At 44.0% G+C, this 11505-nt stretch carries 9 protein-coding genes, 1 rRNA gene, 1 other RNA gene and 1 pseudogene; 6 read left to right on the forward strand and 6 right to left on the reverse strand.

The annotated features are described in order from the left end of the window. Window positions 1-246: 246 nt before the first annotated feature. Both DW083_RS14820 and DW083_RS14825 read left to right on the forward strand, forming a co-directional pair. Window positions 247-906 carry an Abi family protein gene (locus DW083_RS14820; protein WP_122332901.1) on the forward strand — a complete coding sequence of 220 codons (660 nt, stop codon included), beginning with the start codon at window positions 247-249 and terminating at the stop codon, window positions 904-906. Window positions 907-1027: 121 nt separating this feature from the next. After that, complete coding sequence (locus DW083_RS14825) at window positions 1028-2674, forward strand: diphosphate--fructose-6-phosphate 1-phosphotransferase (RefSeq protein ID WP_122332902.1); 1647 nt, start codon at window positions 1028-1030, stop codon at window positions 2672-2674. Window positions 2675-2929: 255 nt separating this feature from the next. Here DW083_RS14825 and DW083_RS14830 read toward each other — a convergent pair whose 3' ends face one another. From DW083_RS14830 to DW083_RS14840, 3 genes are read right to left on the reverse strand one after another with little or no spacing between them, the layout of a single operon-like run. Next, window positions 2930-3265: a TM2 domain-containing protein gene (locus DW083_RS14830; RefSeq protein WP_122332903.1), complete on the reverse strand. Its 336-nt coding sequence runs from the start codon at window positions 3263-3265 to the stop codon at window positions 2930-2932. 6 nt (window positions 3266-3271) lie between these two features. Then, window positions 3272-3580, reverse strand: a complete 309-nt coding sequence (locus DW083_RS14835) for a nucleotidyltransferase domain-containing protein (RefSeq protein ID WP_122332904.1) — start codon at window positions 3578-3580, stop codon at window positions 3272-3274. Then, a complete protein-coding gene (locus tag DW083_RS14840; protein WP_115499400.1) occupies window positions 3577-4017 on the reverse strand; it encodes a nucleotidyltransferase substrate binding protein in 441 nt (146 codons plus the stop codon). Before DW083_RS14840 ends, DW083_RS14835 begins: the two co-directional genes overlap by 4 nt. An 81-nt stretch (window positions 4018-4098) precedes the next feature. Here DW083_RS14840 and DW083_RS14845 point away from each other — a divergent pair, with 81 nt between their 5' ends. Beyond that, window positions 4099-4701: a riboflavin synthase gene (locus DW083_RS14845; RefSeq protein ID WP_122332905.1), complete on the forward strand. Its 603-nt coding sequence runs from the start codon at window positions 4099-4101 to the stop codon at window positions 4699-4701. Between the two features lie 6 nt (window positions 4702-4707). Here the strand turns inward: DW083_RS14845 and DW083_RS14850 are convergent, their stop codons facing one another. From DW083_RS14850 to rnpB, 3 genes and pseudogenes are all read right to left on the reverse strand, one after another. Then, on the reverse strand, window positions 4708-6072 hold the full coding sequence (locus DW083_RS14850) for an MATE family efflux transporter (RefSeq protein WP_122332906.1): 1365 nt from the start codon (window positions 6070-6072) through the stop codon (window positions 4708-4710). Between the two features lie 25 nt (window positions 6073-6097). Then, window positions 6098-7455: pseudogene (locus DW083_RS14855) on the reverse strand (YihY/virulence factor BrkB family protein). Between the two features lie 13 nt (window positions 7456-7468). After that, window positions 7469-7827: RNase P RNA component class A (gene rnpB / locus DW083_RS14860), an RNA gene on the reverse strand. Window positions 7828-8197: 370 nt separating this feature from the next. On the opposite strand from rnpB, the gene DW083_RS14865 reads away from it, so the two are divergent. The 3 genes from DW083_RS14865 to DW083_RS14880 form a co-directional block, all read left to right on the forward strand. Then, window positions 8198-9769 (forward strand): Do family serine endopeptidase, encoded by a 1572-nt coding sequence (locus DW083_RS14865; protein WP_122332907.1) that lies wholly within the window; start codon window positions 8198-8200, stop codon window positions 9767-9769. Between the two features lie 143 nt (window positions 9770-9912). Further along, entirely contained in the window at window positions 9913-10773 is an 861-nt protein-coding gene (locus DW083_RS14875; RefSeq protein ID WP_005641668.1) for an RNA polymerase sigma factor RpoD/SigA, read from the forward strand. A gap of 636 nt (window positions 10774-11409) precedes the next feature. Continuing rightward, window positions 11410-11505: ribosomal RNA gene (locus tag DW083_RS14880) — 16S ribosomal RNA — on the forward strand; the annotation flags it as partial.

Genomic DNA, 11505 nt, shown 5'->3' on the forward strand with positions numbered 1-11505 from the left:
TAGATCCGCTTAATCAGCGTTTTCTTGTACTTCTTGCTGTGTTCCTTGTTTTTCTTAATGTTTATCTCTACTTTTGTGCCATTAGAATCTACCAGATCTTTTAACTATGTAGCTAAAAAATCAGTGGAAACTTCTTTATCTGGTTTATAAACTATATGTGTAGGCATAAAAAAACCCGGATTCATCACCAGCATCTAATATCTGGGAGAGGAATTACCGGGACTGCACTGCAAAGATAACCTTATTATGACGTATAACAAACAATTTTTTGAAAAAGTTTTTTCCACCAAGCGAATGGAAAGATACTTTAATGCTCACCAAGATGAACAGAAAGCTATTTTACATTATCAATGCAATGTCGAATTATCTGAGGCTTTTTATGTCTCGCTTTCTACGTTTGAAGTTGCATTAAGAAATGCTTTAAGCCGAGAATTACAGACAATGACGGGAAGGGAAGATTGGTACGCCATATTCCCAACAATGCCGGGGCTTGTTGGACTAAATAGATATATCACTCAAGCAAAGAAACAAATTGTCGGACGTAATGAACCTATTCTTGCATCTAAAGTTATAGCAGAACTTACCTTGGGCTTTTGGGTATCACTGCTTAACAGTGAATATGAGCGTATATTATGGAAAGATCTTCGTCGTGCTTTTCCTTATCTCCCGAAACATTTACGACAGAGAAGAACTGTTTCTGCTCCGCTGAATTCTTTGAGATCATTTAGAAATAGAATTTTCCATAATGAGTCTATCTGTTGGAATTTAGATAGAGTAGAAGCTATCCATAACGAGATAATTCAAGTGATGGGGTGGATCAACAAAGATATCCCTGGCTGGATTGAGCCTTTTGACAGGTTTGCCACAGTTGTGGAGAAAATAAAGAAGGGGATGGATTGGAGGTAATCCTTTATTCAGAAGTGCGTTGAAAAATACGAAATCCCCTTTCACTATTACCGAAAAATTTCTATATTTGCACCGCCTTTAATTAAGGATCAGATAATTTCTAAATAAATCAGATTAAGAAATGACAAAGAGTGCATTACAAATTGCAAGAGCAGCTTACCAGCCAAAGGTTCCCGCTGCATTGAAAGGCGCTGTAAAAGCCGTTGACGGTGAGTACACACAATCAGTTGCCGATCAGGACGAAATCAAGAAATTGTTCCCGAACACGTACGGAATGCCTGTCGTTACTTTTGAAAAGAGTAGCGAGAAGAAAGCGATGCCGGCTATGAACGTTGGTGTGATCCTTTCCGGTGGTCAGGCTCCTGGCGGTCATAACGTGATTGCAGGTCTGTTTGACGGTATCAAGGCTACTAACAAAGACTCCCGCCTGTATGGCTTTATCCTCGGACCCGGTGGTCTGATCGATCATAAATATATGGAACTGACAGCTGACATCATCGACGAATACCGTAACACGGGTGGTTTCGATATGATCGGTTCAGGCCGTACGAAACTGGAAACAAAAGAACAGTTCGACAAGGGTCTGGAAATCCTGAAAGAACTGAACATTAAGGCGCTGGTTATTATCGGCGGTGACGACTCTAACACAAACGCCTGTGTGCTGGCTGAATATTACAAAGCTATCAATGCCGGTGTACAGGTTATCGGTTGTCCGAAAACGATCGACGGTGACTTGAAGAACGAACAGATCGAAACATCTTTCGGTTTCGACACGGCTTGTAAAGTATACTCGGAAGTGATTGGTAACATCCAGCGCGACTGTAACTCAGCCCAGAAATACTGGCACTTCATCAAACTGATGGGCCGCTCGGCTTCTCACATCGCACTGGAATGTGCTTTGCAGACACAGCCGAACATCGCGATCGTATCGGAAGAAGTGGAAGCAAAGAACATGTCTCTGGACGATATCGTTACCTATATCGCAGAAATCGTTGCAAAACGTGCTGCCGACGGTAACAACTTCGGTACGGTGCTGATCCCCGAAGGTCTGATCGAATTCGTTCCGGCTATGAAACGCCTGATCGCTGAGCTGAACGACTTCCTGGCTAAACACGATGCCGAATTCAAGATGATCAAGAAAAGCGAACAGCGTGCTTATATCATCAGCAAGCTGACAAAAGAAAACTCCGACCTGTATGCTTCTCTGCCGGAAGGCGTGGCACGTCAGTTGTCTCTCGACCGCGACCCGCACGGAAACGTTCAGGTTTCTCTGATCGAAACAGAAAAGCTGCTGTCTGAAATGGTTGGCAACAAGCTGGCTCAGTGGAAGGCTGAAGGCAAATACGTTGGTAAGTTCGCTGCACAGCACCACTTCTTCGGTTACGAAGGACGTTGCGCCGCTCCGTCTAACTACGATGCCGACTATTGCTATTCTTTGGGTTACACGGCTTCTTGCCTGATCGCTTCCGGCAAGACAGGTTATATGTCATCCGTACGCAACACGACTGCTCCGGCCGACAAATGGATCGCAGGCGGTATCCCTGTCACCATGATGATGAACATGGAAAGACGTCATGGCGAAATGAAACCGGTTATCCAGAAAGCTCTGGTTAAACTGGACGGCGCTCCTTTCAAGACTTTCGCCGCCAACCGCGACGAATGGGCTTTGACAACAAGCTATGTCTATCCGGGTCCTATCCAGTACTTCGGTCCGACAGAAGTTTGCGATCAGCCGACTAAGACGTTACAGCTGGAACAGGCTAAATAATATAATCTCCAAATATATTATGATAATGATAGAGGTAGGGCGTCAGGCTTTACCTCTATTTTTATATGTAAATTAGCGAAAGCTCTATCTCGATACTGACGGCATTTTACAGATAAAATTGATCTTGATTCCCTGTACAGCGTATTTTGGATTCCTTCTACAGGGTAATTGGTTGTTTATTTTTGAGTATGGGTTAGTTTATAGTAGGGAACGATATAGTTATCTCTTATATATGAGATTGTTTTTTGTGTTTTTTTATTTCTTCACAATCCCTTCCAGCCTCCCCATGTTCTTTCTCTTCGTCGTCTTCATGATCAGGAACCAGTCGATAGGGTACCAGATGCCGAAGCCGCCTCCTGTAAACAGTTTGCAGAGGCCTTTGCCCCAATCGCCGATGAGGAAACGGTCTACGCCGAACATCCCTAAGAAGATGGAGGCGAGCAGTATCTTGACCGGACTGTTGAAGTGGGTTTGCTCTAAAAGGGTCTCTTTCTCCGGCGAGAGGTCGAGCAGCCGGTGAATGGGTATTTCATAATCGGGAAATTTGCTTTCGTTGGCAAGAAGGAACTTGTCTACTTTTTCTGCTTCCATAATATATTAAGATTTTTTCTGGTAAAAGACGATCCCTTTCCGCTGGATATGCTCTATCAAATCCGGATTTGTCAGCTTGTGAAAGAGAGAAATGTCGAATTGATAAGGTAAGAGCAGGTCGTCAATTGCCCATGTTATTTGATTTATATCACTATGAGTCAGTTTTTCGCCGATCAGTGTGAGGTCTACGTCCGAGAATGGTTTGTAGTTGCCTTTGGCACGTGAGCCGTAAAGCAAAACTTTCTCGATCTCCTTGTACCGGGCAAAAAGATCACATAGTTTATTGATTTCCGTATCTGTAAGTCCGTATTTCATTTGTCGGTCATATTATCGGACAGGGATAACATTTTATCTTCAAACCGACAGAACAGCGGATAGTAGGTCTGCACAATTGCTTCGTATATTTCGGTAGCCACATCATCGTCATAGTTGTGTGAGGTCAGATTGCGGTCGTTGATCGTATTCATCCATTGCTTATCATCGATAATGCCCATTTCCAAGGCTTTCCGGATGGCGTCGCGTGAGCCGTGAATGTCGGTATATCCTTGATATTCGGCATAGTCTTTCATAACTTTCCATGAGAGTTCGTGCGTGTATTCGAAGCGCTGTATCAACCCTTCCTGCAGAAGTTCGTCTATCTCTTCGGATAAATCTTGTTGCTTTGAAACCAACTCTACAGCCTGGCGCAGTTTGGCCAGTGCTTTGCGGTAATTAGAGAATCGTTGCAGCCAACGTATGTCTTGTTGTGTCATATCTATAATTGCGATTTGTACAGGCAAATATAGTTATTTTCCGTATCTTTGGGCTCCGATAATCATTAAAACAACAATCTTATGTTTTCAGGAATTGTAGAAGAAACAGCTCAGGTCGTAGCGATCGAGCATGATAAAGACAATATTCATATCACAATGAAATGTTCTTTTGTCGATGAATTGAAAATTGACCAGAGTGTGGCTCATAACGGTGTTTGCCTGACTGTTGTCCGCAAAGATGGGGATACCTTTACAACGACTGCCATGCGCGAAACCCTGGAACGTTCCAATCTGGGGCTTCTGAAGCCGGGTTCGCTGGTGAATCTGGAACGCAGTATGATGATGAATGGCCGTCTGGACGGACATATCGTGCAGGGGCACGTGGATCAGACCGCCGTTTGTACGGACGTCGAAGATGCGAACGGTAGCTGGTATTATACATTTGAATATCCGTTCGATAAGGAAATGGCCGCGCAGGGATATATAACCGTAGAGAAAGGTTCCGTCTGTGTGAATGGCGTGAGCCTGACGGTCTGCAATTCAAAGCAGAACAGTTTCCAGGTGGCGATCATTCCTTACACGCACGACAATACCAACTTCTGCCAGATCGAGAAAGGCACGGTTGTCAATCTCGAATTTGACATCGTAGGGAAGTATATCAGCAAGATGATGCAATTCAAATAAAAGGGTTTATGGAGATGTCTCGTCTTTGATGATGCATCTCCTTTTCCAGATTCCCGTTTTATAGTAGATGAAGGTCACGATCAGCCCGATCGTGATGCTTGCCACGATAGCCCACCAGATTCCGCTTCGTCCTAACCATGAACTGAGGTAATAGGCGAGGGGAATGCGGATAATCCAGAGACATACCAGGCTGGTTACCATTGGGAACAAGGTGTCGCCGGCTCCACGCAATGCTCCGTTGTAGACGTTCAACGCCCCGTGAACGATGAAGAAACCGCAGATAATCAACAGATATTCCTTCCCGATAACAATCACATCCGCGTCGTTCGTGAAGATGCGCATCATGGAGTCGCCAAACAGATAGACGGCGGCGAATGTCAGCAGTCCCAGCATGATATTGACGTACATGGTGAACCGTAGCCCTTTTTTGACCCGGTCCAGTCGCCCGGCTCCGATATTCTGCCCGCAGAATGCGGCCAGTGCGCCGGATAAGGTGAGGATGGCCTGCGTGATGATCGTGTCTATCTTTCCGGCAGCTCCGTAGGCTGTCAGCGTGTTGGTCCCGAAACTGTTCACAATCCCCAAGAGGGCGATCAGTCCGAGGGCGATGGCGCATTGCTGCACACTGGTCGGCAGGCCGATCTTCAGGCTTTCTTTGAATAGCTTGCCGTCGAACAGCATATCCTGCTTTTTGATGGAGAGTAGGGGATGCGTGTTGTTTACGTAGGCCAGGGCGACGCACATCCCGATTCCTTGCGCGATGACGGTCGCACGGGCGGCTCCTTCGATGCCCCATTTGAATACGAGGATGAAAAGCAAGTCGAGCAGGATGTTCAGGATGGTCGTGATTAATATAAAGATCATCGGCCGGACGGATTCTCCCACGCCCCGAAGGATCGAGATAATACTATTGAATGTCACGAACAGGAACGTCCCCCCGATATAGATCCGGAAATAGGCGACGGCTTGCGGGATAACCTCTTCCGGCGTGTTTGTCAGGCGAAAAACCGGCTCGGCAAAGATAATCCCGGTGATGGATAGTATAACGCCCCCCACCAGCATAAAGATAAAGAAGGAAGAGAAGGCGAGTTGGACTTTCTGGAACTGTTTAGCCCCGAAGAGTTGCGAAATGACGACGCTTGTCCCGCTTCCGACGCCGATCACAAACGAGATAATAAAGTAATAGATGAAAAAAGAAGCCGATACGGCCGCCAATGCCTCTTTCCCTAAGAACTGTCCGACGATAACGCTATCGGTTACATTATAAAGTTGTTGCAACAGATTTCCGATCAGAAGCGGCAGTGCAAAGCGAACGATCACTTTCCACACTTTCCCCTTTGTAAGATCCGTATTTCTCTCCTTAATTTTCAATTTTCAATTTTCAGTTTTCAATTCCTCAGAGGTCTTTAAGAAGAATTGTGTCATTTGCCTTAATCATATCTTCACGGGTTTTCAAAAGGGCTTTCCATTCTTTGCTGAACAGTTTGGAAGTGTCGATCTTGAAATTTTCGGAGCCGTATTCGTCCATGCGTGTCAGCAGATAGCTAACCGTGATCTTGTTCACGTCGATTGCCGGTTGGTAATGGACAACCCGTTCGTCGTCTCCGTAGTTGACTTCGATAATGATGTTCAACTCAGTCAACAGGTAAAGAATTTGCGTGGTGATACGGATCGGAATACGATAAGCATCCGACAATTCGTCAGCCGTGTAAGGTTTCTCGCCTTTCACAAATCGTTTGACGATCAGCGAGGCAATCAGCAGTGTGAGAAAATCTTTATAACGCCGGCTGATATTCTTACTGTCCCGTTCGAAACTGAATTCTTTACGTTCTGGGACGCATACGAAATTTCCGCACCGAAGAGGCAGATGAGCCATGACAGTTGCAACCAAAGTAACAATAAAGGCAGGGCGGCAAAGCTACCATAGATAGCATTATATTTACTCACCCAGATTTGTCCGCTGATATAGATAAACTGGAAAAACTGGAAAGCAATACCGGCCAGGAACCCGGCAACCAGCCCATTGACAAACCTGACTTTTGTATTGGGCAGCGAAATATAAAGCCCCGTAAATGCTAAGATCGTAATGATATAAGGCGCAATATTCAATATTAGCTCGACCAGGGGAGTAAAGAAAAAATACTGGCTGAGGAATGAATTTTGCAGCGTAGACAGGAAAATGGATAAACCGCTGGAAGCCGTCATTAGTACGGGCAGGATCAGGAATAGGGCCAGGTAATCGGATATCTTCCGGTACCAGGGACGTGATTTCTGTATCTGCCAGATGTCGTTGAATGTATCTTCTATGGAGGAAATCAGGTTGATAACCGTATAGAACAGCAGGATCAGGCCGACTCCGATGATTACTCCGCCTTGCGCTTGTGCCAGATAACTCTCTACGAACTCGAAGGCCTTGTTCAATTCAACTTCATGTCCGGGAAAATAGTCGAACAGTTCCTGGCGAACTGTCCCCTGAAAACCGAACCCCTTGGCTATACCTAACAAAACAGCTAAAAGCGGTACGATAGATAACAATGTACTATAGGTGAGGGCAGAGGCTTTTGTTTGCAGATTCTCATTCCGGAAACCTCTGAAGGCGAGTATGATTGTTTTAATGATGTTGATATAAAGTTCTTTCAGCCCGCTTACTTCATTTTCGGTAATTCGCCAAATGTCGTAAGTTACAAAACGGATCGTTCTTGTCAGTAAGGCATTAATCCGTTCTCCGAACGTCTTTTTATCAGCTGTCTTCATATTTTAAATGTAAAAAAGCAGTCTGCCTGTAAGCCGGGTTCTGTACTTCCGTTTGCACGGAAGCGTCTGCCATTTATCTCGTCTTACTGTCACCAGTAAGCTTTAGCGGTCTACCCCCCGGCATCGGACGAGCAATCCTACATGCGCCGGTATACATGACCTTACAACCCATAAGACGTACGGCATCCTATATTACTATAGGACCCGGTGAGCTCTTACCTCACCTTTTCACCCTTACCGGACGAATCCGGCGGTCGTTTTCTGTTACGTTACTCTACCCTCGCGGACAGCTTCCCGTTAAGAAGTATGGTGCTCTGTGTTGCCCGGACGTTCCTCCCATCCCAAGGGATGAGCGACAGACCGGCAGACTGCAATGGGACAAAGATAGGGCTTTTAAATTGAAAATTGAGGATTGAGAATTGAAAATTTGGAGATAGGGGTGGGGAATAACGGCTGTTTAGGTACTTTTCTTATTGCCAATTATCGATTATCCATTGTCAATAGGTTCGAACTTTCTGCCGTTCTTACTGTTATATTATTGAATACATGACCATTTGTCAGTCGCTTGATTGTTAAAAAGGTACTTTGCATTACACAGTACTGTTAAGTGCAGTTAAGCCCTTGTAAGTCGCCGTTAAAAGTGATAAAAAAACAATCGCAAATGGAATAATCGCACGTTTTTTGAGTTTTCTTTGTCGAAAGAAAAGTGTTAAATTTAAACGTTTGATAAAATAAAATGAGTATGAAAACAATGTGGAAGAATGTGCTTGGAATTGTTCTTATAGCAGCCATCAGTTCAGGTGTTACTGTTGGAACGACCGCTTATCTGGCAAGCAAAAACAGCCAGCCGGTGCAATATGCTACGGGAGTTGAAAATACGTTTAAGCAACCGTATAAACTCACGAGCTTGGGAACAGTTGCTGCTGAGAATACGGATTTTACCACCGCAGCGGAAAGTACGGTTCATGGCGTTGTGCATATTAAAGCTACGACTAACGCTAAACAGTATGCTGACAGAGGTAATCAGCAATATGTCGATCCATTCGAATATTTCTTCGGATTCGGAGGACGTGGTAATTTCCAGCGTCCGCAGCCGCAACCGCGTGTAGGGGCTGGTTCCGGAGTTATTATTTCAACGGACGGATATATTATAACGAATAATCATGTGATTGATGGTGCGGATGAATTGGAAGTGACGTTGAATGATAACCGCAAGTTCTCTGCTAAGCTGGTAGGAACGGATCCGACTACAGATATCGCTTTGATCAAGATTGATGCGAAAGACCTGCCTACGATTCCGTTTGGTGATTCTGAAAAGTTGAAAGTAGGAGAGTGGGTATTGGCAGTTGGTAATCCATTTAACCTGACTTCTACGGTTACTGCTGGTATTGTAAGTGCAAAAGGTCGTGGTATCTCTATGGGAGGAGGCGATAAGAGTAAGATCGAATCGTTTATCCAGACTGATGCAGCAGTGAATCCCGGTAACAGTGGTGGCGCGTTGGTAAATACGAAAGGTGAACTGGTCGGTATCAATACGGCTATCTATTCCGAAACAGGAAACTTTGCCGGATATTCCTTTGCAGTGCCTATCAGTATTGCAGGAAAGGTTGCAAATGACCTGAAGCAGTATGGAACCGTACAGCGTGCTATCCTGGGCGTGCAGATCATGAGTGTTGGTGATATCGCCGATATGTTGGGTTATCCGAATCTGCCAAGCGCACAGAAAGAAGAGTTGAGTGCTTTGAAATCAAAGATAAAAGTGTCAGAAGGTGCTTGTGTCGCTGATTTCGCGGATCGCAGTACAGCAAAAGAAGCCGGTATTGAAAAAGGTGACGTGATTGTTGCAGTAAACGGTGCGAAAGTAAAATCTGCCAATGCTTTGCAGGAACAGATCAGTAAATATCGTCCGGGCGATAAAGTCCAGGTGACGGTAGACCGTAATGGCAGCACAAAAACATTTAATGTAGAACTTCGTAATGCACAAGGAAGTACAGCCGTAGTGAAAGGAGGCGGTGACAGTGCAGAAGTTTTAGGAGCCGCTTTTAAAGCGTTGACAGATGATCAGAAACGTGAATTAGGTGTAAGCTATGGTATTGAAGTGACCGGTTTGCTGAATGGCAAGTTGAAAGATGCCGGTATTAAGAAAGGCTTTATCATCATGGTAGTAAACGATCAGAAGGTTACATCTCCGGAACAACTTGAAAAAATAGTTGATAAGGTCTTGAAAGGCAATGCTGATGATCGCTACATCGTAGTGAAAGGTTTCTATCCGAATGGACGTACAAAAGTATATGCTATAGATCTGGCCGAATAATAAAATAACGTTATATTCGTCTTATTTGGCGGGAAGATTGTTAAAGGTTTATAATTGGCTGGGTGTAGGGTGCATCCAGCCAATTCTGTCAATAAAAATAATATTATCTTTGCACCCTGATATTCTCAATATAAAAACATTGGATGAGACAGTTAAAGATCACAAAGTCCATTACCAATCGCGAAAGCGCTTCTCTTGACAAGTATCTTCAGGAAATAGGCCGTGAAGATTTGATCACAGTAGAAGAAGAAGTAGAATTGGCACAGGCTATCAAAAGAGGAGACCGGAGAGCATTGGAAAAATTAACCAGAGCGAATCTGCGTTTTGTCGTATCTGTAGCTAAGCAATATCAAAACCAGGGATTAAGTTTACCTGACCTTATTAATGAAGGTAACCTGGGGCTGATTAAGGCAGCTGAAAAGTTCGACGAAACCAGAGGGTTCAAGTTTATTTCTTATGCAGTATGGTGGATTCGTCAGTCTATTTTGCAAGCTTTGGCAGAACAGTCAAGAATCGTACGTCTTCCGTTGAATCAGGTAGGCTCGTTGAATAAAATCAGCAAAGCCTTCTCTAAATTCGAACAGGAAAACGAACGTAGACCTTCTCCAGAAGAACTTGCAGACGAGCTGGATATACCAGTAGATAAGATTTCGGACACATTAAAAGTTTCAGGAAGACATATCTCGGTAGATGCCCCGTTCGTAGAGGGCGAAGACAACAGCCTTTTAGACGTGCTTGTTAACGATGATGCTCCTATCGCAGACCGGTCGTTAATGAACGAGTCATTGGCAAAAGAGATTGATCGAGCACTTGCTACATTAACCGAAAGAGAATGTGAGATAATCAAAATGTTTTTCGGTATAGGCTGTCAGGAGATGACATTGGAAGAGATTGGCGACAAATTTGGCCTCACAAGAGAGCGCGTCCGCCAGATCAAGGAAAAAGCAATTAGAAGACTAAGACAAGGAACGCGTAGCAAGCTCCTCAAATCGTATTTAGGTTAACCTCTCAGGAGGAAAACAAAAAAGGTTTAAATGCCTCTTATCCGTTTAGGGTAGGAGGCATTCTTTATTTAAAAACGGTTCCTTTCCTTTTTGGGATTATCCTTATGCCTTTTCGATTTCATAGTTATGAATTGGTAACTCATAACTATGACCAGTTGAACTCAAAGTTATAGTCGTTCTGCAATCCTTCGCCTTTTCATGTACATTATTATATGCATATAAAAGTCTGTACAAGCACTGAAAATAGGGGTTTCTGCGGATGAGAAAAAAGTTTTGTCTGTAACATCCAGTGGTTCAGACTTTAGCAGGAAAACATTACAAACGTATGAAAAAATAGTTTTGAAAAGATTTGGAAGTTATGTTCTACAGCAGTACTTTTGCATCCGCATTCGAGAGAGAACGCAGGGTTATAAATGATGAAACAAAAAACTTTTGAAAAAGTTCCGAAAAGATTTGGAAGTTAAAATAGAAAGTTGTTATCTTTGCAGCCACGTTCGCTAAACGAAAAGCGACAAGTTCTTTGAAAGATTTACATATCAACAAGTAGTACAAGAGACGTATAAATATACGAAACATACCGTCAAAAACTACAATAAATAACGAGATTCTGAGCAAAGGTATATAAAAAACAATTTAACAACGAAGAGTTTGATCCTGGCTCAGGATGAACGCTAGCGACAGGCTTAACACATGCAAGTCGAGGGGCAGCACGAGGTAGCAATACTTTGGTGG

The sequence above is a fragment of the Parabacteroides sp. AF48-14 genome, assembly GCF_003477465.1.
Classification (GTDB): domain Bacteria; phylum Bacteroidota; class Bacteroidia; order Bacteroidales; family Tannerellaceae; genus Parabacteroides; species Parabacteroides acidifaciens.

Excerpts from the sequence above, each read along its gene's own strand:
- DW083_RS14875 (WP_005641668.1), top strand. The coding sequence starts at position 9,913 with ATGAGACAGTTAAAGATCACAAAGTCCATTACCAATCGCGAAAGCGCT.
- DW083_RS14865 (WP_122332907.1), top strand. The coding sequence starts at position 8,198 with ATGAAAACAATGTGGAAGAATGTGCTTGGAATTGTTCTTATAGCAGCC.
- DW083_RS14830 (WP_122332903.1), bottom strand. The coding sequence starts at position 3,265 with ATGGAAGCAGAAAAAGTAGACAAGTTCCTTCTTGCCAACGAAAGCAAA.
- DW083_RS14845 (WP_122332905.1), top strand. The coding sequence starts at position 4,099 with ATGTTTTCAGGAATTGTAGAAGAAACAGCTCAGGTCGTAGCGATCGAG.
- DW083_RS14840 (WP_115499400.1), bottom strand. The coding sequence starts at position 4,017 with ATGACACAACAAGACATACGTTGGCTGCAACGATTCTCTAATTACCGC.
- DW083_RS14835 (WP_122332904.1), bottom strand. The coding sequence starts at position 3,580 with ATGAAATACGGACTTACAGATACGGAAATCAATAAACTATGTGATCTT.
- DW083_RS14825 (WP_122332902.1), top strand. The coding sequence starts at position 1,028 with ATGACAAAGAGTGCATTACAAATTGCAAGAGCAGCTTACCAGCCAAAG.
- DW083_RS14820 (WP_122332901.1), top strand. The coding sequence starts at position 247 with ATGACGTATAACAAACAATTTTTTGAAAAAGTTTTTTCCACCAAGCGA.